This is a genomic window from Mycobacterium sp. NGS39 (genome assembly GCF_059812765.1).
Genome location: NZ_JCALDH010000005.1, coordinates 85,085 through 107,794 on the forward strand (window position 1 = coordinate 85,085; position 22,710 = coordinate 107,794).

22 protein-coding genes are annotated in these 22,710 nt (G+C 64.4%); 14 read left to right on the forward strand and 8 right to left on the reverse strand.

Features of this window, described 5'->3' with window-relative positions:
• Positions 1-102: 102 nt before the first annotated feature.
• Complete coding sequence (locus AC5Y39_RS08845; protein ID WP_500018037.1) at positions 103-258, reverse strand: hypothetical protein; 156 nt, start codon at positions 256-258, stop codon at positions 103-105.
• 107 nt (positions 259-365) lie between these two features.
• On the opposite strand from AC5Y39_RS08845, the gene AC5Y39_RS08850 reads away from it, so the two are divergent.
• Entirely contained in the window at positions 366-800 is a 435-nt protein-coding gene (locus AC5Y39_RS08850) for an ATP-binding protein (protein WP_500018039.1), read from the forward strand.
• A gap of 50 nt (positions 801-850) precedes the next feature.
• The gene (locus tag AC5Y39_RS08855; RefSeq protein WP_500018388.1) at positions 851-1,576 is read left to right on the forward strand and encodes a SigB/SigF/SigG family RNA polymerase sigma factor; all 726 of its coding nucleotides are present in this window, start codon (positions 851-853) and stop codon (positions 1,574-1,576) included.
• Here the strand turns inward: AC5Y39_RS08855 and AC5Y39_RS08860 are convergent.
• From AC5Y39_RS08860 to AC5Y39_RS08890, 7 genes are all read right to left on the reverse strand, one after another.
• Complete coding sequence (locus tag AC5Y39_RS08860; protein ID WP_500018041.1) at positions 1,547-1,999, reverse strand: STAS domain-containing protein; 453 nt, start codon at positions 1,997-1,999, stop codon at positions 1,547-1,549. The genes AC5Y39_RS08855 and AC5Y39_RS08860 overlap by 30 nt on opposite strands.
• A 518-nt stretch (positions 2,000-2,517) precedes the next feature.
• Positions 2,518-4,323 carry an acetyl/propionyl/methylcrotonyl-CoA carboxylase subunit alpha gene (locus tag AC5Y39_RS08865; protein WP_500018043.1) on the reverse strand — a complete coding sequence of 602 codons (1,806 nt, stop codon included), beginning with the start codon at positions 4,321-4,323 and terminating at the stop codon, positions 2,518-2,520.
• A gap of 70 nt (positions 4,324-4,393) precedes the next feature.
• Positions 4,394-4,813, reverse strand: a complete 420-nt coding sequence (locus AC5Y39_RS08870) for a SufE family protein (RefSeq protein ID WP_499907602.1) — start codon at positions 4,811-4,813, stop codon at positions 4,394-4,396.
• Complete coding sequence (locus AC5Y39_RS08875; protein ID WP_500018045.1) at positions 4,810-5,706, reverse strand: sulfurtransferase; 897 nt, start codon at positions 5,704-5,706, stop codon at positions 4,810-4,812. Before AC5Y39_RS08875 ends, AC5Y39_RS08870 begins: the two co-directional genes overlap by 4 nt.
• A gap of 91 nt (positions 5,707-5,797) precedes the next feature.
• Positions 5,798-6,436: a Maf family protein gene (locus AC5Y39_RS08880; protein WP_500018047.1), complete on the reverse strand. Its 639-nt coding sequence runs from the start codon at positions 6,434-6,436 to the stop codon at positions 5,798-5,800.
• A complete protein-coding gene (locus AC5Y39_RS08885; protein ID WP_500018049.1) occupies positions 6,433-6,687 on the reverse strand; it encodes an acyl-CoA carboxylase subunit epsilon in 255 nt (84 codons plus the stop codon). The genes AC5Y39_RS08880 and AC5Y39_RS08885 overlap by 4 nt, the downstream gene beginning before the upstream one ends.
• Before the next feature lie 15 nt (positions 6,688-6,702).
• Complete coding sequence (locus tag AC5Y39_RS08890) at positions 6,703-8,358, reverse strand: acyl-CoA carboxylase subunit beta (RefSeq protein ID WP_500018051.1); 1,656 nt, start codon at positions 8,356-8,358, stop codon at positions 6,703-6,705.
• Between the two features lie 513 nt (positions 8,359-8,871).
• On the opposite strand from AC5Y39_RS08890, the gene AC5Y39_RS08895 reads away from it, so the two are divergent.
• The 12 genes from AC5Y39_RS08895 to AC5Y39_RS08950 all read left to right on the forward strand — a co-directional run bounded on the left by AC5Y39_RS08895 (position 8,872) and on the right by AC5Y39_RS08950 (position 22,671).
• Positions 8,872-9,582, forward strand: a complete 711-nt coding sequence (locus AC5Y39_RS08895; RefSeq protein ID WP_500018053.1) for a LuxR C-terminal-related transcriptional regulator — start codon at positions 8,872-8,874, stop codon at positions 9,580-9,582.
• 195 nt (positions 9,583-9,777) lie between these two features.
• Positions 9,778-11,334 carry an AMP-binding protein gene (locus AC5Y39_RS08900; protein WP_500048208.1) on the forward strand — a complete coding sequence of 519 codons (1,557 nt, stop codon included), beginning with the start codon at positions 9,778-9,780 and terminating at the stop codon, positions 11,332-11,334.
• Positions 11,331-11,549 (forward strand): acyl carrier protein, encoded by a 219-nt coding sequence (locus AC5Y39_RS08905; RefSeq protein WP_499907616.1) that lies wholly within the window; start codon positions 11,331-11,333, stop codon positions 11,547-11,549. The genes AC5Y39_RS08900 and AC5Y39_RS08905 overlap by 4 nt, the downstream gene beginning before the upstream one ends.
• Before the next feature lie 14 nt (positions 11,550-11,563).
• The gene (locus AC5Y39_RS08910) at positions 11,564-12,937 is read left to right on the forward strand and encodes a flavin monoamine oxidase family protein (protein WP_500018057.1); all 1,374 of its coding nucleotides are present in this window, start codon (positions 11,564-11,566) and stop codon (positions 12,935-12,937) included.
• Complete coding sequence (locus AC5Y39_RS08915; protein ID WP_500018058.1) at positions 12,934-14,418, forward strand: KamA family radical SAM protein; 1,485 nt, start codon at positions 12,934-12,936, stop codon at positions 14,416-14,418. The genes AC5Y39_RS08910 and AC5Y39_RS08915 overlap by 4 nt, the downstream gene beginning before the upstream one ends.
• Before the next feature lie 245 nt (positions 14,419-14,663).
• A complete protein-coding gene (locus tag AC5Y39_RS08920) occupies positions 14,664-16,133 on the forward strand; it encodes a sugar transferase (protein ID WP_500018060.1) in 1,470 nt (489 codons plus the stop codon).
• 37 nt (positions 16,134-16,170) lie between these two features.
• The gene (locus AC5Y39_RS08925) at positions 16,171-17,577 is read left to right on the forward strand and encodes a glycosyltransferase family 4 protein (RefSeq protein ID WP_500018062.1); all 1,407 of its coding nucleotides are present in this window, start codon (positions 16,171-16,173) and stop codon (positions 17,575-17,577) included.
• Positions 17,574-18,596 (forward strand): GDP-mannose 4,6-dehydratase, encoded by a 1,023-nt coding sequence (gene gmd / locus AC5Y39_RS08930; protein ID WP_500018064.1) that lies wholly within the window; start codon positions 17,574-17,576, stop codon positions 18,594-18,596. The genes AC5Y39_RS08925 and gmd overlap by 4 nt, the downstream gene beginning before the upstream one ends.
• Before the next feature lie 43 nt (positions 18,597-18,639).
• A complete protein-coding gene (locus tag AC5Y39_RS08935) occupies positions 18,640-19,767 on the forward strand; it encodes a glycosyltransferase (RefSeq protein WP_500018390.1) in 1,128 nt (375 codons plus the stop codon).
• A 149-nt stretch (positions 19,768-19,916) separates the two neighbouring features.
• Complete coding sequence (locus AC5Y39_RS08940) at positions 19,917-20,468, forward strand: SGNH/GDSL hydrolase family protein (protein ID WP_500018066.1); 552 nt, start codon at positions 19,917-19,919, stop codon at positions 20,466-20,468.
• A gap of 71 nt (positions 20,469-20,539) precedes the next feature.
• The gene (locus AC5Y39_RS08945) at positions 20,540-21,280 is read left to right on the forward strand and encodes an SGNH/GDSL hydrolase family protein (protein ID WP_500018068.1); all 741 of its coding nucleotides are present in this window, start codon (positions 20,540-20,542) and stop codon (positions 21,278-21,280) included.
• Entirely contained in the window at positions 21,277-22,671 is a 1,395-nt protein-coding gene (locus AC5Y39_RS08950; RefSeq protein ID WP_500018070.1) for a tyrosine-protein kinase domain-containing protein, read from the forward strand. Before AC5Y39_RS08945 ends, AC5Y39_RS08950 begins: the two co-directional genes overlap by 4 nt.
• Positions 22,672-22,710: the final 39 nt, after the last annotated feature.

Here is a 22,710-nt window from a genome sequence, read left to right on the forward strand (position 1 = left end):
GAGCTACGCCTCAAACGTCGCCGTTTAACTGGCGGTTGAGGCCGGGTATCCGGGGCGGTGATGAACCAGAACGAAGCGACGACACGACGTCTCCGGCGCCGGTCATTGCATCTGCGGCATCAGGTCCACGACCACTTCCGCGTAGACACCGATCACCAGCAGGCCCAAAACCAAGGCCACGACCGCCACTACCGCGGCGACGCTGCGAAGCGCCTGCGACGCGGGGGCGGTGACCTCGGTCGGTGCGGGGTGATGCACGGCGGGGTAATACCCTCTCTCGTGCGGTTTCATTCTCGCTCGAGAGGGTCGTCGTGACGGATGGCCAGCGGTGGAAGGGTATTCTCATGCCGATGCCAGGAGGCCAGATGTCCGAGGCTGACGACCACCCTGTGCCGGCGGCGCACGGCCAGCCGGTTGAATTCCGAGTACCCGCCCGGCTGGAGAGCCTTGCGGTGATCCGGGCGCTCGTGACCGCGCTCGGCACCCTCGAGGACCTGGATCTCGACGCCGTGGCTGATCTACGGCTGGCGCTCGACGAGGCGTGTACCGCGTTGATTCGCTCTGCGGCGCCGGACTGTCGCTTGACGGTGACCGTGCGTCCGCGTGCGCACGACCTCTGGGTTTCCGTGTCGGCGCCGTGCGTCGAAGAAAACGTGCTGCGACCGGGAACCTTCAGTTGGCATGTCATCAGTTCGCTCACCGACGACGTGGAGACGTTCCGTGACGGTGCCGACGTCACGGGCCCCGGACGCGTCTTCGGGATCACGATGACCGCGAGACGGCTGGACTCCACCAGGTGAAAGAGAGTTCGTCACCGCGAACCCGTTCTGAATACGCCGACGTACCGGAGATGTTCCGGGAGATGAACGCCCTACCGGCGGACTCGCAGGAACGGGAACGGGCCCGGGAGAAGATCGTGCGACGGTGCATGCCGCTCGCGGAGCACATCGCGCACCGCTTCGACGGCCGGGGCGAACCGCGCGAGGACATCGCGCAGGTGGCTCGCCTCGGACTGGTGAACGCGGTGAACCGGTTCGACGTCGAGTGCGGCAGCGACTTCGTGTCGTTCGCGGTGCCGACGATCATGGGGGAAGTCCGTCGCCACTTCCGCGACAACAGCTGGGCGGTCAAGGTGCCCCGCCGACTCAAGGAGCTGCATCTGCAGCTCGGCAGTGCCACTGCTGAGATGTCGCAACGGCTGGGCCGGGCGCCGACGCCGTCAGAGTTGGCCGCCGAACTCGACCTGGACCGCGAAGAAGTGGTCGAGGCGCTGATCGCCGGCAGCGGCTACAACACGCTGTCCATGGACAGCGGTGGGGGCGGTGGCGACGAGGACAGCCCGCCGCTCACCGAGACGCTGGGTAGCCACGACGCGAACCTCGACCGCATCGAGAATCACGAGGCGCTGCGGCCGCTGCTCGACGCGCTGCCGGAGCGTGAGCGGACGGTGATCGTGCTGCGCTTCTTCGAGTCGCTGACTCAGAGCCAGATCGCCGAGCGGGTCGGGATCTCGCAGATGCACGTGTCGCGGTTGTTGGCGCGGACCTTAGCCCGACTCCGTGACGAGTTGAAATAGGCTGCGAGCCCGTACTGGGTCTGAAAAGCCTTGCAGCGCTTTGTCAATCGACGACACCGCAGGCAAACGCGTGCCTTTGTCACACACCCGCAGCAATCGCTGCACGGCATGGCCGGGCACCAGCGCCCATTCGATGCCGCTGCGCTCGCAGTTCTCTGCGATGTCGAGGAGGCATGGAAGGCATTGTGCCCCAAGGAAATCCAGTTGACTCAAGTCCATCACCAGCGGTCTGTGCTCGCTGATGCTGCGCTGGGTGAAATCGGCGAGGTGGTGGATGTTGGACGCGTCCAACTCCCCGGTGGCCGCAATTACTATCGCGCCGGCATATGGGTGGGCGGCTAAGCACACCCCGGGGGCGGAGAATTGGGCGAGATAGCCGGACCTCCCGGTAGTGGAGAGTTTGGCGTTGTGAACAACAGTCATTGACGACCTCATCTGTTCGAGGGTGTCGCATAGCGGCGGAGCGGTCGGGCACTGGCCCCACGAGCAGGGAGTTCGAAACCTGCACTACCCGAGACGTTCCGCTCAGGCTGTGAACTCAACCCTGCGCCTGACACTACTACCGCGCTGACCGACAAACAACCAGAAATGATGATGGTCGGCCGTCTTCTTAGGGTCTTATCAGCAGCGTGCAATCGTGGCTGAATTGTCCGAATCAACCATCCTGTCTAAGCGCAAAAGGTTTGCGCCGCCGATAGTTTCCTGGCCAGAATTGCCTGATTAAACGGGACGGGACGCAGCCGCGGAACCGCGGTGTTGCTGGCCGACATGCCTGATCACCGCTCGGCGATACGACATCTGAAGAACAGTCCGTGGATCTCGATCGGTCCAGACGCGCGTTGGATTGTGGCAGTAGTGATTTCGGCGTTTCCAGGGCCTTGGCACTCTGTGGCCTGCCCCGGTGAGGCGCTGGGAACCAAGCGCGCCGACGAGTGTGCGCGTTACTTTATCTCCGCCAGCACGGTGCCCTGAGTGATCGCGGCGCCTGGCTCGACGGCCAGCCCGGTGACGGTGCCGTCCTTGTGGGCGGTCACCGGGTTCTCCATCTTCATCGCCTCGAGCACCACGATCAGATCGCCGGTGCTGACTTCCTGGCCCTCTTCCACCGCGACCTTGACCACGGTGCCCTGCATCGGTGCAGTCACCGCATCACCGGAGGCGGTACCGGCACCGCCGTGCGAGCCGCGTTTGCGCGGCTTGGGCTTCTTGCGAAGGATGCCGGGGCTCGCACTGCTGGCAGCGGCGCCATTACCCAACGCGAGATCGCCCGGCAGCGACACCTCGAGCCGGCGGCCGCCCACCTCGACAACCACCTTCTGCCGTGGCAGGCTCTCGTCCTCGTCGAGCGGTTCGCCGCCGGTGAACGGCTCGACGGTGTTGTTCCATTCGGTCTCGATCCAGCGGGTGTGCACCGAGAAGCTTTCGCCGTCGCCGATGAACGCCGGATCGCTGACCACCGCGCGGTGGAACGGGATCACCGTCGCGAGGCCTTCGACCTCGAACTCGGCGAGAGCCCTGCGCGCGCGTCGTAACGCCTCGTCGCGGTCGGCGCCGTACACGATCAGCTTGGCCAGCATCGAGTCGAACTGCCCGCCGATCACCGAACCGGTCTCGACGCCCGAGTCCAACCGGACGCCGGGGCCGCTGGGCGGATGGAACTTGGTGACGGGGCCGGGGGCAGGCAGGAAGTTGCGTCCGGCGTCCTCTCCGTTGATGCGGAATTCGATCGCGTGGCCGCGCGGCGTCGGATCCTCGGTGAGGTCGAGCTTCTCACCGTTGGCGATCTTGAATTGCTGCAGCACCAGGTCAATGCCTGCGGTTTCCTCGGTGACCGGATGCTCGACCTGCAGCCGGGTGTTGACCTCGAGGAACGAGATCAGGCCGTCCTGGCCGACCAGGTACTCGACGGTGCCCGCGCCGTAGTAGTGGGCCTCCTTGCAGATCCGCTTGGCCGACTCGTGGATCTCCTTGCGCTGCGCGTCGGTGAGGAACGGCGCCGGCGCCTCCTCGACCAGCTTCTGGAAGCGGCGCTGCAGCGAGCAGTCGCGGGTGCCGGCGACGATCACGTTGCCGTGCTGATCGGCGATCACCTGCGCCTCCACGTGGCGCGGCTTGTCCAGGTAGCGTTCGACGAAGCACTCGCCGCGGCCGAACGCCGCCGTGGCCTCGCGGACGGCCGATTCGTAGAGCTCGGGGATCTCCTCGATGGTGCGGGCCACCTTCATGCCCTTGCCGCCGCCGCCGAACGCGGCCTTGATGGCGATCGGGACGCCGTACTCCCGCGCGAACGCCACCACCTCGTCGGCATCCTTGACCGGGTCCGGCGTGCCCGGCACCAGCGGTGCCTGCGCGCGGGCGGCGATGTGGCGGGCGGTGACCTTGTCGCCGAGGTCGCGGATGGACTGCGGGCTGGGCCCGATCCAGATCAGCCCGGCATCGATGACGGCCTGCGCGAAGTCGGCGTTCTCGGACAGGAACCCGTAGCCGGGGTGGACGGCGTTGGCGCCGGATTTGCGGGCGGCGTCAAGGAGCTTTTCGATGTCCAGGTAGGACTCGGCAGACGTCTGGCCGCCCAGCGCGAACGCCTCGTCGGCCAACCGTACGTGCGGCGCGTCGGCGTCAGGCTCGGCGTAGACGGCCACGCTTTCGAGTCCTGCGTCTCGCGCCGCCCGGATCACTCGGACCGCGATCTCACCGCGGTTGGCGACGAGCACCTTCGAGATCCGTGAACTGGCGTGACTAGGCACTGCGCCTCCTGGCTGGTCGGGTTGCTGGTCTCTCTAAGAGAAGTCTTTAAGAATGTAGCCGACGCCGAGTTCAACCGGCGCGCAGGTGCCGCTTGATGCGAGCCAGCATCGCCGACATGCCGCGCAGCCGCAGCGGACTGATCAACGCAGCCAGCCCCAGTTCGGTGTAGAAGTCGTCGGGTACCGCCAGGATGTCGTCGGCAGGCTGGTGATCGAGGGTGGCCAAGATCGACGCGAATCCGCGGGTGGTGGGGGCTTCTGCGGGGGCGCTGAAGAATAGCCGCACGTCGTCGCGGTTGCCGGCGTCGACATGCAAGAACAGCGGCGACTGGCATTCGGGCACCGGCTCCATCGCGGCCTCTTCCAGCTCGGCGGGCAGCGGCGGCAGCTCGTCGGCGAACTCCAGCAGCAGCTTGAGCTTGTCCTGGCCCTCCACCTCGCGGAAGTCGGACACCACCTCGGCCAGCGGAGCCGGAAGCGTCGACGTCATCGGGAGCCGGGCACCCCGCCTGGCTCAGGCCCCGCGACGATCGGCACCCGCACCGTGTTGCCCCATTCCGTCCACGAGCCGTCGTAGTTACGCACCTTGGGCAGGCCGAGCAGATGCGTGAGTACGAACCAGGTGTGGCTGGAGCGTTCGCCGATGCGGCAGTACACAATCGTTTCGCTGTCCGGCTCGAGGAAGCCGTACAGCTCCTCGAGCTCCTCGCGGCTGCGGAAGGTGCCGTTGTCCTGCGCGGCCTTCGCCCACGGAATCGACACCGCAGTAGGGATGTGGCCGCCGCGCAGTGCGCCCTCTTCGGGGTAGTCGGGCATGTGAGTGCGCTCGCCGGTGTACTCCTGCGGCGAGCGCACGTCGATCAGCGGCTGCTTGCCGAGTGCGGCCAGCACGTCGTCCTTGTACGCCCGGATCGGGGCATCGTTGCGCTGCACCACCGGATAACCGCTGGAACGCCGGTCGGGGACCTCCAGCGTGGTTTCGCGCCCGCTCGAGATCCATAGGTCGCGACCGCCGTCGAGCAGCCGCACATCAGGGTGGCCGAACAACGTGAAGACCCACAGGGCGTATGCAGCCCACCAGTTGCTCTTGTCGCCGTAGATGACGACGGTGTCGTCGCGGCTGATGCCCTTGGAGTCCATCAGCGCGGCGAACTGCTCGCCGTCGATGTAGTCGCGCACGTGGGGGTCATTGAGGTCGGTGTGCCAGTCGATCTTCACCGCGCCGGGGATGTGGCCGACGTCGTAGAGCAGCACGTCCTCGTCGGACTCGACCACGGCCAGTCCGGGCGCGCCGAGGTGCGACGCCAGCCAGTCGGCGGTGACCAACCGCTCGGGGTGGGCGTAGGACTGCAGTTCAGGGCTGGGATCGGGAGGCAATGGCACGTCAACGAGCCTAGCGCGGGTGAGATCGCGCCGAGTTCAACGCTATGGCGATATCCACTCGGTCTTTCCCTGCTCAGCGTTGAATTCGCGGTCAGGTCACAGGGTTGGCGGCCCACAGCGCCGGTATCGACAAGCCGGCGCGGGCCAGCAGTCGGCGGGTGAGCGGCAGGCTGATGCCGGTCACGCTCGACGGGTCACCGTCGACGGCGTCGACGAACCAGCCGCCGAGGCCGTCGATCGTGAACCCCCCGGCGACGTTCAGCGGTTCGCCACTGGCCACGTAGGCATCGAGCTCGTCCTCCGATGGATTCGCGAAATGCACTGTGGTAACTAGCGTTTCAGCACTTTGATACGCAATCTCGTTGTCGTACAGCCGAATCAGGCAGTGGCCGGTGTGAAGGTCACCGGTGTGACCGGCCATCGTCTGCCACTGCTGTTTGGCTTCCGCTGGCGACGACGGCTTGCCCCGCAGGCGCCCGTCGCAGTAGAGCATCGAATCACAGCCAATCACAACGCAATCGGCGGTGACGGCTGCGTCGAGCCGAGCGACGACGTCTTCGGCTTTCGCGGTCGCCAGCGCGGTGGTGACCATCTCCGGCGGGCCATCTTCTTGCGCGGCGATCACCGCGTCCTCGTCGACACCGGAAACCACGACGAGAGGCTCAATCCCCGCCTGGCGCAAGACCTTTCGCCGCCCCGACGAGGCCGACCCGAGCACCACCCGGGTCATCGGCGCATATACGTCCGTTCCAGCAACGTGACGCGCTCCCACGAGAAAATCGCATAGCGCAGCTTGCTGACGGGATGACCCCACAGGTTGCGTTCTTTGACCGTGGGCGCGAGCGTGCCGCCGGAGGCGCCACCCAGCACCGCCACCAGCGCAGCGATGTCCTCGTCGGTGGGCTTGCCGCGCTCGATGTGGATGTCGACGTGCGCCGTCGCGGCGGCCGTTTCGTTCGGTTCCCCTGGCTGATCTGTCATGGCTCGTTCCTCCGCTCAGAGCGGGATGTTGCCGTGCTTCTTCGGCGGCATCTGAGTGATCTTGCGTTCCAGCAGCCGCAGTGCGGTCGCGATGTACCCACGCGTGTGTGACGGGGGGATCACCGCGTCGACGTAGCCGCGCTCCGCGGCGATGTACGGGTTGACCAGCGTGTCCTCGTAGTCCTGCTGCAGCTTGAGCCGCAGCGCCTCGACGTCCTCGCCGTTGCGGGCGGCCTCGGCCAATTGCTGGCGGTAGACGAAGCCCACCGCGCCGGAAGCACCCATGACCGCGATCTGCGCGGTCGGCCAGGCGACGTTGACGTCGGCGCCCATGTGCTTGGACCCCATCACGTCGTAGGCACCGCCGTACGCCTTGCGCGTGATGACGGTGATCTTGGCGACGGTCGCCTCGCCGTAGGCGTACAGCAGCTTGGCGCCGCGGCGGATGATGCCGTTGTATTCCTGGTCGGTGCCGGGAAGGAAGCCGGGCACGTCGACCAGCGTGATGATCGGGATGTTGAAGCAGTCGCAGGTCCGGACGAACCGGGCCGCTTTCTCCGACGCGTTGATGTCCAGACAGCCGGCGAAGTGGGTCGGCTGGTTCGCGACGATGCCGACCGGCCGCCCCTCGATGCGGCCGAAGCCGACGATGATGTTCGCGGCGTATCCGGCCTGAACCTCGAGGAACTCGTCGTCGTCGAGGATCCGGGTGATCACCTCGTGCATGTCGTAGGGCTGGTTCGGCGAGTCCGGAATAAGCGTGTCCAGCTCGAGGTCTTCGGCGGTCAAGTTGTCCTCGATGGCGCCTTCGGGAACCGGCACGGGGTAGACGGGCGGATCGGCGTAGTTGTTGGGCGGCAGATACGACAGCAGGTCGCGCACATAGTCGAACGCGTCCTGCTCGCCGGAAGCGACGTAATGTGCGGTGCCAGACTTGGCCATGTGGGTGTGCGCGCCGCCGAGTTCCTCCATCGTGACGTCCTCGCCGGTGACGGTCTTGATCACGTCGGGGCCGGTGATGAACATCTGGCTGGTCTGGTCGACCATCACGACGAAGTCGGTGAGCGCGGGGGAGTAGACGTGTCCGCCCGCCGCGGCGCCCATGATCAGCGAGATCTGCGGGATGACGCCTGACGCCAGGATGTTTCGGTGGAAGATCTCGCCGTACAACCCCAGGGAGACGACGCCCTCCTGGATCCGCGCGCCGGCGCCGTCGTTGATGCCGATGAGCGGCCGGCCGGTCTTGATGGCCAGGTCCTGCACCTTGACGATCTTCTCGCCGTACACCTCGCCGAGGCTGCCGCCGAACACCGTCGCGTCCTGGGAGAAGATGCACACGTCGCGGCCCTCGATGGTGCCGTATCCCGTCACCACGCCGTCGCCCAGCGGGCGCTTCTGCTCGAGGCCGAAGTTGGTGCTGCGGTGCCGGGCCAGCGCGTCCAGCTCCACGAACGAGCCCTCGTCGAGCAGCGCGTATATCCGCTCCCGGGCGGTCAGCTTGCCCTTGGCGTGAACCTTCTCGACGGCGGCCTCACCGACCGGGTGCAAGGTCTCCTCGGTGCGCCTGCGCAGATCCGCCAGCTTGCCGGCGGTGGTGTGGATGTCGATGGTGTGCTCGGCAGCCGGTTCCGCGGTGTGGTCGGCAGTGTCGTTCTTCGTGCTGCTCGTCATGGACGTCGATGGTATCGGTACGTTGCGGACACGATTCAACGGAGCCGAACGGCTCTCGCCGAAGGCCGTGATTCTGGCAACAGATCGTTGCTGGTCGGAGAAAAGCGTCCCGGATGCGGTCTGTTGTCTTTAGGATGATGCGAGCGCGACGGACTGACTCGGTGGAGGATTCTGTTCTCTTCCCCGCGCGAACTAGACCCTGGCCTAGCCGAAATTAGCTCTGACGGTCTATTCACAAGCGCCGCAGAAATGCTGATAGTTGCGAGGTGTTCTTCCGATCAGCTCGCGGCCCTAGGAGGCCGCCGGCGAGGGGATCGAACGCACGTAGTTCGAGTACTGGCGTCACTTGCCGGCGGACCCCGCCGCAACACCCACCGAGTCATAACGGCGGTGTCCGTGTCCTCGGCGGAGAACGGCCCCGCTACATTCTGTTGACGGCTGGCGGTCAGACAGGCAGGCCCACACGGCTGAGAAAGCCACGAGTTGGATGGCCGAAGGATGCCGTCGACTAGCGTGGGCAAGTCGGAGTCGGCTTGGGAAGAGTCGGACGGCGCGGACGTACTTCGCGACGCCAGTCTTCTGATCGTCGACGACTGCAAGCTCTACCGCGACAACCTGGCTGCGGTTCTGGTTGCCAACGGGGCGGCCGTTCCAAGCGTCGCGTGGGATCTGCCCTCGTTGATCAGGACGCTTGAAGATACCGCACCGCATGTCATCGTATTGATGATGGCCACTCGCGACAGCAAGATCTTACTCAGGGCGGCAAGGGAATTCACTCCGAGCGCGCGAGTGATCGCCGTCGGTTTGTCGGAAAACGACGAATCGGAGATCGTCTCCTGTGCCGAAGCAGGTGTGGCCAGCTACCACTTACGGACCGAGTCCCTTGCCGACCTTCTTCTGTTGATACGGAAGGTTGCTGCCGGGGAGTCGTCGTATTCGCCAAAAGTTGCCGCAATCTTGCTCCGCCGGTTGTCGGCGCTTTCTTCCAAGAAGGGCCAACTGGCAGGACGGGAACTAGTTCTCACGGCGCGCGAGGCCCAGATCTTGCGGATGGTGGAACTGGGCCTTTCGAATCGCGATATCGCGGTACGGCTGCAAATCGCCGTTCATACCGTCAAAAACCACGTGCACAGCCTGTTGATCAAGCTTGGCGTCAGTACACGCGCCGAAGCATCGACGCTGTCCCGCAGTGTCGGGTACACCGTCAGGAACCAGGGGAACTAGACCGCGGTCTAACAGAAGTTGGCTCTGACGGTCCATTTACATACGCGATCAGAGTTTCGATAGTTGCGATGTGTTCTTCGGATTAGCTTCGAAATTCAGTCGGTGTTCGCTGGCGAGGCAATCGGCGGCCGTTTTATCGGCACCGTCGATCCCGCCCACCGCGTCGGATACGCGACGTCGGCACCTGGCGGGCGCGTGACTTCCAGCATCCGTGTCGACCTTCCCGACACCGATGCCGTCGGGGACGTCATTGCAGACTTCACCGCTGCGGCCCGCGAATGGCCGCACCGTGCTGCCATCGTGCACAACGGGTCGTCCATCAGCTATCGAGACCTCGCAGAGCGGGTCCGCTCCACCGGATTCGGCTATCGGACGCACCGATTCGGCGCTGATGAAGCACCCGTTCTGATCGGCGCGTTGGTATCGCACACACCCGTCGTGGTGAGCCACTTGCTGGGAATACTGCAAGCCGGTGCTGTCTATTGCCCGATCGACGCCGCGCTTCCGGTCGCCCGCAAAGAGGCGCTCGCCGCGGTACTCGGCGTCGACCGTCTTTTTGCGGCAGGCCGACACTCGCAGGAAGCAGGCAACCTGCGGATCGAAGCCGTCGATGAAGACCTGCTTGTTGCGGATTCTGAACTACCTCAGTCCCTTTGGCGCCAAAGCGATCCCGCTTATGTGCTGTGCACCTCCGGTTCGACGGGAACGCCGAAGCCGGTGGTGGTGTCTCGGCGTGCCCTGACCATCACTGTGCGAGCGTTGCGCGGCCTCTTCGGGCTCACTTCGGAAGACCGCGTCCTTCAATTCGCCTCGCTCGGCTGGGACACCTGCTTCGAAGAGATCCTGCCTGCGTTAACCGCAGGCGCCACACTGGTTTTCGACGACGCGGCCCATTCCGGATCGTTTCGCCCGTTCCTGCGCATGCTGGCGGAACGGAAAGTCACCGTGCTCGATCTGCCGACGGCGTTCTGGCACGAGCTCGTGCTCTTTCTGCACGAGGAGCGAGCGACACTTCCAGACAGCATCCGACTGGTGGTGATCGGCGGCGAGCGAGTTGACCCAACCCGGCTGCGGCAGTGGCGCGACCTCGACGTCGGGCACGTCAGCTTGCTCAATACCTACGGGTGCACCGAAACGACGATGGTGACCCACGCGGTGCAGCTGAGTGGCCCGGGCGCCGAGCCGGACGTCGTGGCCTACGACGCCGAGGCGCCACTGGGCCATCCGCTGCCCCATGTGCGCGATTACGTCAGCGACGAGGGCGAGCTGTTGGTCTGCGGCCCCTCGTTGGCCACCGGATACCTCGACATGCCGGAACTGACGGCGGCGGCGTTCCCGGTCGCCGATCACGGATTTGGACCGACCCGGTGGTTCCGCACCGGAGATCTGGTCGTGCGCGGCGAATACGGGACCCTCTACCCACGCGGCCGCGCCGACGAACAGGTGAAAGTTGCTGGCGTACGCGTACATCCGGCCGAGGTGGAGGCACAGTTGAACACCCACCCCGCGGTCGCGGGGGCCGTCGTGATGGGCGAACGGCGCCTCGGGCAGACGACGTTGACAGCCTATGTCGTGCGGGCCGGGGCGACGACCTCGGCTGAGTTGAGGCGATACCTGCGTGACCGCCTGCCGGCCCAATTCGTACCGAGCACAGTGAAATTCGTTGCAGCGCTGGCCTATACCTCCAGCGGAAAAGTCGATCGGGCGGCAACGCGACGTGCCGCAGCCGAGTACAGCGAAGGAGCAGGATGAGCGCCGACCACATTGTCCAGATTTTCCGGAGGGTCCTCGCCACCAGCGAGGTCAAGGCGAGCTCTGACTTCTTCGAACTCGGCGGCGATTCGCTGCTTGCCACGCGCGTGCTCAGCGCGCTCGCAAGGGATTTCGGGACGGAACTGTTGTACGAGGACTTCGTCGAAGACCCTTCGCCGGCTGGGTTGTTCGCCAAAGTGGCCGGCGCGGCGTGATGGATGGAGTCGGCATGCGCGTGGTCGTCGTCGGGGCAGGCCTGGCCGGACTGACCGCCGCACTCGACTTGGCGGCGGCGGGGGCTGACGTCACAGTGCTGGAGGCCCGGGATCGAGTCGGCGGCCGGATGCACGGTATCCCGGTGTCGCAGCGTGTCGTCGCCGACGGCGGTGCTGCCTATCTGGGCGTGCGGCATACCGAGCTTCTCGCAATGGTGGGCGAGCACGGGCTTGGTCTGGCTTCCACAACGATGGTCGGAGACAGCACGTTTCTGCTGTCCGATCGGCGGACGACAACCGCAAGTCGGGTACCGCCCCTGGACGCCGTCGCGCTCGGCGACCTATTCGATCAGCTCGAGGATCTCGTCGATCAAGTCCGGCCCGATGCGCCGTGGCAATCCCCAGACGCCGAACGCCTCGACCACCTGACAGCCGCGCGCTGGCTTGCCGACACGGTCAAGCACCCGGACGCGCACACCTTCTTCCCGCTGTTCATCGGCGAGATGATGGCGGCCGATCCGACGACAATCTCTGCTCTTCACATGGCCTTCTATCTGCGTTCCGGCGGAGGGATCCGCTATCTCAACGCGTTCGAGGGCGGGGCGCAGCAGTGGCGGATCGACGGCGGAGCGCACCTGCTGTGCCAGGCGCTCGCGCAACGACTCGGCGAGCGAGTCATCTTGCGGCGTTCGGTGCGTGCCATCGAGCAAGACGCCGAAGAAGTTGTAGTGCAATGCGTCTCGGGTCTCGACGGCACCCCGTGTGAGTATCGAGCCGATCGGGTGGTAGTCGCCATCCCGCCACTGTTGGCGCAGCGGATCGAGTTCCGGCCCGCTCTTCGCGCACCGCGGGCGACGGTGGCCACCGGCCGCGGCTGTGCGGTCAAGGTCCACCTGAGTTTTCCAGCGCCGATATGGCGGGAGCACGGCCTGTCCGGGTGGTCGGTGAGTGACAGAGGGCCGCTGCTGTCGACGGTCGATGATTCACCGCCTGATGAATCTGTCGGCGTGCTCACGGGATTCGTCACCGGCGCCGCCGCATCGGCCTTCTCCGCGCTGTCGAGGACCAAGCAGCAGGACGCCGCGCTGGCCCACGCCGGCCGGCTCTTTCCCCAGTTACCGCAGCCGGCAGGATGCGCGGTGACCGACTGGCTGGCCGAGGAATACAGCAGGGGATGCTATGCCGCCCTGTTGGGTCCCGGCGACTGGTTGCGGCTCGGCCCGACACTGACCGAACCTCATGGCCGCGTCCACTGGGCCGGTACCGAAACCAGCCTGGAGTTCTTCGGGCTGATGGAGGGTGCGATCCGGTCGGGCCAACGCGTCGCGACCGAATTGATCCACGGCGCTCCAGCAGCGACCGCTTCGCGAAAGGTCGTGCTGCAATGACACTACTCACCGAACATGGGCGTAATGGCTTCAGCGCCGCGACCGATCAGCCGTACGCCTATGCACGCAAGGAGTTGTTCGAACCGGATTGGCGCCGCTATCCGGGTTGGGCTACGGTCACCGACCGCGAATGGCGAGATCCGCAGTGGCAGCGGGCGCATTCCGTCAAGAATGTTGCGCAACTTCGCGCGGTGGCAGGGGATCTGCTCGAAGAACGGTTCTACGCCGACTTGCTTGCCGATCAGCAGCAGAGCGCGACGATGTCGATGTTGCTGCCGCCGCAGATGCTGAACACCATGGCACCGAGATGCGTTGCGCAACGCCAGCGGTTCACCGACGCCTTCTATGCCGATCCGATCCGGCGTTACATGCTGCCGGTGCTCAGCGACCGTGCGTCGGAATGGACCTCGCATCCCTACGCCGAGCGAGATTCGTTGCACGAGAGCGACATGTGGGTGGTGGAGGGACTGACTCATCGGTATCCCACCAAGGTGCTCGCCGAACTGCTGTCGACGTGCCCCCAATATTGCGGGCACTGCACGCGGATGGATCTGGTCGGCAATTCCACACCGACGATCACCAAGACGAGACTGACCCTGCGGCCGGCCGACCGGCAGAGCCGAATGCTTGACTACCTGCGCGCCACGCCGACTGTGCGTGACGTCGTCGTGTCGGGCGGGGATGTGGCGAACGTGCCATGGCCGCGGCTGGAATCGTTTGTCACACAGTTGCTCGAGATCGACACCATCCGCGATATCCGCTTGGCCACGAAGGCGCTGATCGCGCTGCCGCAGCACTGGTTGCAAGACGATGTTCTCGACGGCGTCAGCCGCGTGGCGCGCATCGCCGCCGCGCGCGGGGTGAACCTGGCGCTGCACACCCACGCCAATCATGTGCAGTCGGTGACACCGCTGGTCGCCGCGGCGGCGCGGGGTCTGCATGACGCAGGACTGCGTGACGTGCGCAACCAGGGGGTGCTGTTGCGCGGGGTGAACGCCACTGCCGACGACCTGCTCGACCTGTGCTTTGCGCTGCAGGGTGAAGCGAACATCTCGCCTTACTACTTCTATATGTGCGACATGATCCCCAACGCCGAACACTGGCGTACGCCATTGTCGCAAGCTCAACAGCTGCAGCTGTCGATCATGGGATACCTGCCCGGTTTCGCGACGCCACGCATCGTGTGCGACGTGCCCTATGTCGGCAAACGGTGGGTGCATCAGGTGGCACGCTACGACCGAAACCTCGGAATCTCCTACTGGACAAAGAATTACCGCACAGGGTTGGACGGAACGCACGCCGAAGCGTTGACGCGCGTCTACCCCTTCTACGACCCGATCGACAGTCTGCCCGCGTCCGGCCAAGCGTGGTGGCGGGAGAACAGCCACCTTCCGTGTGACGCAGCACTTTCGGTCGACGACGACTCGGTCGCGCCCGCCGCCGAAGGCGGCACCGCTGCGACTTCGGTAGACCTTCGATGACCACACTCCGACCAATATCGCCGCCAACATCTCTCGACCATCCGGGGGCAACCATGACCACTACGGAATACAAGTCAGGGCAGAGTAATTCGACGCCTGAAGGTTTGGACACGGCTCATCGAGAAGGCGACGCGCGGTATGCCAGTAAGGCCAGCCACACGAAGTGGCGCAACGTGACCGCGCCTCCACTCGTTCGCCGATTCAGGTCCCACCCGGGGTTCCGGTCGGAGTCGGCGGATCGGGTGATGGAGAAGGTCACCGCGGCCAGAGCGCATGGGCGCCAATGGAAGCGGTCGTACCGGAGGCAGGTTGTAGTGACGGACACAATCGCTGTGATGGCGGCGGTCACTGTCGCACAGTTAGCACGATTCGGCCTGCCGCAGCAAGATCATTCGATGATCAGCAGCGGAGAGTGGCGCTACGTCACGGCCTGCTCGATCGGTCTGATGGTCATCTGGATCGCAGCCTTGGGATTGCAGCAGTCATGGGATCTATCTCTGGCGGGAATCGGGTCAGAGGAGTACCGCCGGGTTGTCACCGCTACTGCCTGGGTCTTCGGAATCATCGCTGTCACTGATCTGCTGCTCCAACTGGGAATGGTCCGGGGCTACCTCGCGATTGCACTTCCGGTCGGCCTAGCAGGACTGCTCGCCGGCAGATACCTTCTGAGACACAACCTGGCCCGCAAGAGAGCGCGCGGTGCCTTCACGAGCCAGATCGTGGTCCTCGGCAGGCCGCAGTCGGTAATCGCGTTGTGCAACACCATGAATCGGTGTAGCTATGCCGGTTACCGGGTGGTCGGTGCGTGTCTGCCGGACTTTTGCGGCGGAGTCGGTCTCGAGCTCGAAACCGCGGCCGGAACCATTCCGGTATTGGGCAACGAACACTCGGTCGCGGAGGTAGTTCGCCTGACCAATGCGGATGCCCTCGCGGTTACTTCGGCTGAGCAACTCGGCCAGGAGCACATGCGGACGCTGACCTGGCAACTCGACCCGTTGGGTATCGACCTGATCGTCATGCCGGGCATGGTCGACATCGTGGGCCCCCGGCTCAAGATCCGGCCGATTGACAATATGCCGCTGTTCCACGTAGCGCGGTCTCGCCACGACGGTGCGTTGCGGTATCACAAGCGGTTCTTCGATCTTGTCTTCGGAAGCTGTGCACTGCTGATGTTTTCGCCGATCATGGTGTTTGCCGCGATCGCGATCAAGTTGCATGACGGAGGACCCGTGTTCTTCCGCCAGGAACGTGTGGGCTACAAAGGCGTTCCATTTCGGATCTTCAAGTTCAGAACCATGAACATCGACTCCGAGGCGCAGTTGGAGGCTGAGCGGGCCATCTCCGGACAGACCGACTGCATCTTCTACAAATCGGCTGCGGACTCGCGCATCACACCAATCGGACGGTGGCTGCGGAAGACGAGTATCGACGAGATTCCTCAACTGTTGAACGTGATCGCCGGCTCGATGAGTCTCGTCGGCCCACGGCCGCTCGTTCCCGGTGAGGGCTCCTCGGTTGAGTACTTCATCGAGCGCAGGGGACTCGTCAAGCCCGGAATGACTGGCCTGTGGCAGGTGTCCGGCAGGTCCGACGTCTCCGCCGAGGAACGCGTGCGCCTCGATCACTTCTATGTCGACAACTGGTCCTACGTCCAGGACATGCTGATCATCCTGCGGACGGCGCGGGCGCTGTTCAAAGCCCACGGTGCCTACTGATCGCGCATCAAACCTGCGACGAATTGACGGATCAATGATGAAGTCTCCCGCTTTGACCTCCCGCGAAAGCGCTGACGTACGGGCGTCGGAGTCAGACGTCCGTACGGATGCTGCCTTCGGTGCCGGGTCGCTGTCCGGTCTGGCGGTCTGCGTGGTCGCCTGCCATTTCCGCCCGGAGTCGTCGGGTAGCGCGCCGTACAACTCATTTCTCGTCGACACGCTTGCAGAGGCGGGCGCAACGGTGAAAGTCATTACGGGAGTGCCGCATTACCCCCAGTGGCGCGTCATGGACACGCGGTATCGACTGGGTCTGCGGTGGCGTGAATCGATCACTGCGGCACCAGGGCGCGGCTCGGTGAGCATCGTCCGGCTTCGACATGCAGTACCGCGTGACCCCGACCTTCTAGGCCGCATGCGTCAGGAGTTGAGCTTCGCTGCGCTGAGCGCCCCTGCTGTCGCCGCAACGCGGGCCGACATAGTGATCGGCGTGACGCCGTTGCTCGGCGCAGCCTTCGCCGGCATGGTGGGGCGGCGTGGACGTCCATTCGGTGCCATCGTGCACGACCAGGTGGGGAAGGCCGCCGTACAGTCAGGCAGTGCCGGCAGCCGGGTAGCGAAAATCGTTGCAGCCGTCGAGTATTCGGTGCTGCGGCAAGCCAACCGGGTCGGCGTGATCACCGACAAGTTCAGTCCTGCGCTGGTGGCAGCCGGAGTGAATCCCGATCGGATCTGTGCGGTGCCTCTCTTCTCACATGTGAATCCTGTTGACCTGTCTCCTGTGGCGGCCCGGCGCGCCCTCGGCTGGCCCGACACCGGTCGTCTCACTGTCGTGCACACCGGAAACATGGGCATGAAACAAGGCCTGGCGCACGTCTTGGATGCGGTCCGGTTGGCGAACGACAGACACCCGGGAGCCATCGAGTTCGTCCTCGTCGGCGACGGCAACACGAGACCAGCGCTGCAACGGCAGGCCGCAGATCTCGACGGTGTCCGCTTCGTCGACCCCGTCTCCGACGATGACTATCCACTCGTACTCGCAGCGGCGGACATCCTGCTGGTTCACGAACGGCCAGGAGTCCGCGAAATGTCGCTTCCCAGCAAGCTCACGTCGTATACCACCGCGTCACGGCCGATAATTGCTGCGGTCGCGGACAACAGCATCACCAGATCATTTTTGTGTTCTGCGCAGGCCGCACTGCTGGTGCCTAACGGTAATCCGGAAGCGCTTGTCGACGGCCTACTTCGAATCAGCGCCGACGATCTCTTGCGGTCCAGGTTGGTCGACAACGCCCGTCGGCTCGGGCGCGAAGAATTCAGCGAACGCAGCGGCCGGCAGCACTTCGTTCGCTTCGCCCGAGCGCTCGCTGAAGACACGGCCCGGCCACCGAACGGCTCCGAATCCGGGCACCGAGAAGCTCTTGCAACAAAGGATGCACAGATATGAAAAAAGCGGTCATCACAGGGATTACCGGTCAGGACGGTTCCTACCTCGCAGAGTTGCTGCTCGACAAGGGCTATGAGGTGCACGGACTGATCCGCCGATCATCGTCGTTCAACACCTCGCGGATCGACCATATGTACGTCGATCCGCATGACCCCGACGCGCGATTGTATTTGCACTACGGCGATCTCAGAGACGGCGCCCGCCTGGTGACCCTCTTGTCGGACATCTCGCCCGACGAGGTGTACAACCTCGCTGCGCAGTCACATGTCCGGGTCAGCTTCGACGAACCGGAGCACACCGGCGATACAACAGGAATGGGCTCGACACGGCTGCTGGAGGCGGTGCGGCTCTCGGGCGTGCAATGTCGGTTCTATCAGGCGTCGAGTTCGGAAATGTTCGGAGCATCGCCGCCTCCCCAGAACGAGGACACACTGTTCTATCCACGTTCGCCCTACGGCGCCGCAAAGGTCTACGCGTATTGGATCACCAAGAATTACCGCGAAGCGTACGGAATGTTCGCGGTGAACGGCATTCTGTTCAATCACGAATCACCGCGCCGAGGCGAGACTTTCGTGACGCGAAAGATCACTCGGGCGGTTGCGCGGATCAAGGCCGGACTCCAGCGCGAGCTATACCTGGGCAACCTCGACGCGGTTCGTGACTGGGGCTATGCGCCGGAATATGTGGAGGGCATGTGGCGCATGCTGCAAGTCGACGAGCCGGATGACTACGTCTTGGCAACCGGCCAGGGCCACACTGTTCGGGATTTCGTCGAGATCGCCTTCGACAGAGCAGGTCTCGACTGGCAGGACTACGTGAAATTCGACAAGGGGTATGTCCGTCCCACAGAGGTCGATGCGCTTATCGGTGACTCGTCGAAGGCTGCGCGTTTGCTCGACTGGAAAGCCGAGGTGCTCACGCCCGATCTCGCCGCAATCATGGTCGACGCGGATATCGACGCGCTGCGTTGCGAGGGCACGCCATGGGTGGATAAGCCGATGCTGGTCGGCCGGAAATAGCGAGCAGCTTTCGATGACGTCACGGACAGATAGCTCGGATCGCATGCGGATACTGCATGCGGTCACGCTGCTCAGTCCCGACGGCGCGTATGGCGGACCGGTCCGGGTCTCACTCAACCAGGCATCGGCATTACGCAGTCGGGGACACTCAGTGACTCTTGCCACGGCTGAGAGGGGTTTCGACGTCCCGCCGACATGCATGGACGGAACACCGCTGGTGGCCCGGCCCGCCAGGCGTCTGGTCCCTCGCTCCGGGTTTGCCGGCCTTTGTGCGCCGGGTTTGGTGACGTGGCTTCTTCGTACACGCAGCCAGTTCCACGCGGCGCACGTTCACCTCGCGCGCGACCTCGTCCTGCTGCCTCTGGCCGTAGCCATGATGCGGTTGAAGCTGCCCTTCGTTCTTCAGCCGCACGGCATGATCCTCCCGGGGGGGCACCCGCTAGCGCCCCTGTTCGACCGCTCGGTCGTCAGCAAGCTGCTTCGCCACGCACACGAAGTCTTCTACCTGACAACCGATGAGCGCGACGCGCTCGACGAGGTCGCCGGCGGGAAGGCTCGCCTCACTGCGTTTCCCAACGGCGTACCGCTGTATGAGAAGGCGACGTATTCGCGGAACGTGCCCGAGGTGCTCTACCTTGCTCGCTTACATCCCCGCAAGCGTCCGGTCGACTTCGTCACGGCGGCACTCGAGCTGAACGCCCGTGGTATTGCAGCGGATTACACCCTCGTCGGCCCGGACGAAGGCGAAGGCAGGCGGGTTCAGCAGGCCGCCGCCCATGCCGACAACATCAACTGGGCGGGCCCGATCACAAGCGGAGCTGGGCCGGCCCGCATGAGGCAGGCGTCGATATACGTGTTGCCCTCCGTGAGCCCGGAACCCTATCCGATGGCAGTGCTCGAGGCGATGTCAGTCGGGCTTCCCGTCGTGGTCACGGATCAGTGCGGTCTAGCGCCTGTGGTCCGGAAATACAACTGCGGCATCGTCATCGAGCCCGGGGCGCCGAACGTCGCAAAGGCCGTCCGCGACCTACTCTCGGCACCCGAGGCTGCGCGTTCGATGGGTGAACGAGGGCGCGAAGCGGTCATCCGTGACCTCGGCATGTCGTACATCGGAAAGCGGTTGGAGACCAGTTACGCGGACGCGGCTTTCGACGCCAGGCGGTCCGCATGAAGTCTTGGCTTCTCTCCTGGAGATCTGCGATTCCGAGCTCAGTCCTCGTGCTCCTGCTAGTGGCAGCAACGGTCACCACGACTGTGCTTGTCACTGATCGCACTCCGGAAACGCTGCCGCCGACTCCTGACGGCCCCGTGCGAGTGTCTGTGATCGGCGATTCCTACAGTGCCGGTCCCGACAACGACGTGGTATGGCCCTCACTGATCGCCGCCGGATCTGCGCTCAGCATCTCCGATGTCGCTGTCGCAGACGCTACCTATGCGGGTGGCAAAGGGTGGAGCGGACGCTTCGCCGATCAAATCGACAAGGCACTCGCTTCCAAACCCGATGTGATCGTCGTCTTCGGCGGCCTCGGCGACGCCGGGCTACCTGACGGGCAGATCACCCAATCCGCGATCGATCTCTTCGCCGAACTGACCAGGCGGGCGCCGAACGCCAAAGTCGTTGTTTTTGGCCCGATTTGGCACGAGGATCCGGTACCGGACGTATTCACGGCGCTCGACGCGGACATCGCGGCCGCCGCCAACAGCAATCACATCACCTACATTCCGCTCATCCGGGAAAAATGGCTGTTCGCCGATGGGTTGATGCAGGGCGACAACGCGCCAACCGACGACGGCCAGTCGGTGCTAGCGCGCCAACTAAACCCTCTTCTGCTGCAGCAGATTCGCGAATCTCAACAAGGTGCTCTGCAATGAGTGCAATGAGTAGGAGTCTCCACGTCACGTTTCCTCGGAAGTCGACGCTTGTCCTCGCCATTCTCGCGCTCGTGGCAGTCGTCGGCGTCCCACTCGCCATCGTCGACACGATGGCGGCGGGGCCGCCGGTCACCCAGTTCGCCAAGGTTGAGGGGATCCCACCCACGCTGCCGAGCAGGTCCAGTCCCGCGGTCTTGTTCATCGGTGACTCTTACACGCAAGGCCCTGACACGCCTGATCTGAGCTATGGCTGCATCGCAGCGACACAACTGGGTTGGGAGTGCAACATTGCGGCTCAGGGCGGAACCGGCTATCTCGCCGGCGGCCCGGGGCACCGCCTGCCGGTAACTCCACCTGAGTTGCCCTCGACGTCATTCCTGGAACGACTGCCTCGCCTGCGAGAGTTGTACCGCGCCGACATCGTGATTCTCGACGGCGGCCGTAACGACATGCAGTTCGCCACATCCGATGTGGAACCGATATTCGCCTACACGGTGAAGCAGGTGATTCAGTTGTGGCCGAACAGCCATGTAATCGTGATCGGACCATGGTTCCTCAACGAGCCGGTAATCAGGCCGCCATCTCTTGACGGGGCAACGATTGGCGACGACTTCCGATCAGTGCTTCGCTCGAATCCTGATTTCGACGCCGTGGATTTCATCGATCCTGGAGCTCTCGGCTGGTTCGTCGGTATCGACAGATCGCCATATGTGGCCGAGGACGGAATACACCCGAGCTTCGTGGGCGTCAAGAAGATCGCTGAACTGCTCACCGACGCCTTGCGGGCAGACGGGTTCACGAACCCATCATGAACTCCACTCTGCGCAACTATGTCCTGGTGCTGCGGCGCTGGTGGCGCATCGTGGTCGCATTCACGCTGCTGTCGATGACGGCGACTGCCCTGTATTACATCGTGAGTCCGCCCGAATATTCTTCGCAGGCTGTCCTTTTCGTGTCGACTCCGCGGGACGACGCGCGAAGCTATTACGACGGCGATGACTATGCCAAGAAGCGAGCGGACACCTATCTCACTTTGAGCAAGAGTCCCGAGATAGCCCAGCGAGTCATCGACGACCTTGGGCTGGATACCGGCGCCCAGCAGATGCTTGGTCGCGTCACCCTCGCCCCCATTCGCGACACCGTACTTCTCCAGCTGACAACGACCGGGGACACCCCGCTGCAGTCTCAGGTGATCGGTAATACTTACATCGACGAACTTCGCCGAACCGTCAACGCGCTGGAATCAGTGTCCGGCGGCCTGGCCCCGCGCGTGGACTTGGTGCCAGTGCAGCCACCCACGTTTGCGGGCCGTGCCGGCATGTTTCCGCCGTGGATCATCATCGGCGCCGTGGCGGCGCTGGGACTCGTCGCCGGCGCGCTCGGCGCAGTCGTGGTTGCTCTGCTGGACGGACGGATTCGTCGTGCCGAAGACGCGGCGGAGGCGACGGGGACGCCCGTGCTGGCGTCGTTTCGCTCGTCGATTCGCTGGCAAGAAGCCGACTTTCAGCCGTGCGACGGTGAGTCCGGCCGACAACTTCGAAGCACACTCGACCGGTTGGCGATACTCGGCTCGCGAGTCGTGATGGTGGCCTCGGCCGAAAGTGCCGCGGGCAAGACGGGTGTGGGGCTCACCGCCGCGCGGGTGCTCGCCGACAGGGGCTCGGCGGTGGCTCTGGTGGACTTCGACTCCCGCGGCTCCCGGCTTGCTTCGGCTCTCGGCCTTGACGAAACAGACACGGTCGACGCACTCATCCACCGAGACTCGCTGTGCTCTCAGGCGTCGCCAGCTGTCCTGGCACCGCTTCGGGCCAATTGGCATGGCGTCGTGGTGATTCCGTTCGGCTCGGTCGACGACGACCCAGGTGCAATAGCGGATCATCCGCGGACCGCCGCGATGTTCGGTGCGCTGCGCAGTGCGTACGACTGGGTCATCGTCGACACTCCTGCTGCGAACGAATTCAGTGATGTGGTGCGACTGGCCCGGCACGCTGACGCGGTGGTGCTGACCGCGAAGGCGGGCCGTACCAAATTCGATGAACTTCGCGCTGTGTGCCACCAGTTGAAGCTGGCCGACGCCAACGTATTGGGTGTCGTGTTCGTCGACGACAACGGGCCCGGTCGCCAACGAGGCGTCCCGGCCCGCAACAGCGAACCCGTCGATGATTCCGGGCACCATCTGCTCGGCTCCGAGCCTTCCATCTGACTTGACAAGGAGACTGTCGTGGATTTTCAGACCATCGTT

Bases quoted from the DNA above. Each gene is read 5' to 3' on its own strand.
- AC5Y39_RS08850 (WP_500018039.1), top strand. From the start codon at position 366: ATGTCCGAGGCTGACGACCACCCTGTGCCGGCGGCGCACGGCCAGCCG.
- AC5Y39_RS08855 (WP_500018388.1), top strand. From the start codon at position 851: ATGTTCCGGGAGATGAACGCCCTACCGGCGGACTCGCAGGAACGGGAA.
- AC5Y39_RS08860 (WP_500018041.1), bottom strand. From the start codon at position 1,999: ATGACTGTTGTTCACAACGCCAAACTCTCCACTACCGGGAGGTCCGGC.
- AC5Y39_RS08870 (WP_499907602.1), bottom strand. From the start codon at position 4,813: ATGACGTCGACGCTTCCGGCTCCGCTGGCCGAGGTGGTGTCCGACTTC.
- AC5Y39_RS08880 (WP_500018047.1), bottom strand. From the start codon at position 6,436: ATGACCCGGGTGGTGCTCGGGTCGGCCTCGTCGGGGCGGCGAAAGGTC.
- AC5Y39_RS08885 (WP_500018049.1), bottom strand. From the start codon at position 6,687: ATGACAGATCAGCCAGGGGAACCGAACGAAACGGCCGCCGCGACGGCG.
- AC5Y39_RS08890 (WP_500018051.1), bottom strand. From the start codon at position 8,358: ATGACGAGCAGCACGAAGAACGACACTGCCGACCACACCGCGGAACCG.
- AC5Y39_RS08905 (WP_499907616.1), top strand. From the start codon at position 11,331: ATGAGCGCCGACCACATTGTCCAGATTTTCCGGAGGGTCCTCGCCACC.
- AC5Y39_RS08910 (WP_500018057.1), top strand. From the start codon at position 11,564: ATGCGCGTGGTCGTCGTCGGGGCAGGCCTGGCCGGACTGACCGCCGCA.
- AC5Y39_RS08915 (WP_500018058.1), top strand. From the start codon at position 12,934: ATGACACTACTCACCGAACATGGGCGTAATGGCTTCAGCGCCGCGACC.
- AC5Y39_RS08920 (WP_500018060.1), top strand. From the start codon at position 14,664: ATGGAGAAGGTCACCGCGGCCAGAGCGCATGGGCGCCAATGGAAGCGG.
- AC5Y39_RS08925 (WP_500018062.1), top strand. From the start codon at position 16,171: ATGAAGTCTCCCGCTTTGACCTCCCGCGAAAGCGCTGACGTACGGGCG.
- gmd (WP_500018064.1), top strand. From the start codon at position 17,574: ATGAAAAAAGCGGTCATCACAGGGATTACCGGTCAGGACGGTTCCTAC.
- AC5Y39_RS08935 (WP_500018390.1), top strand. From the start codon at position 18,640: ATGCGGATACTGCATGCGGTCACGCTGCTCAGTCCCGACGGCGCGTAT.
- AC5Y39_RS08950 (WP_500018070.1), top strand. From the start codon at position 21,277: ATGAACTCCACTCTGCGCAACTATGTCCTGGTGCTGCGGCGCTGGTGG.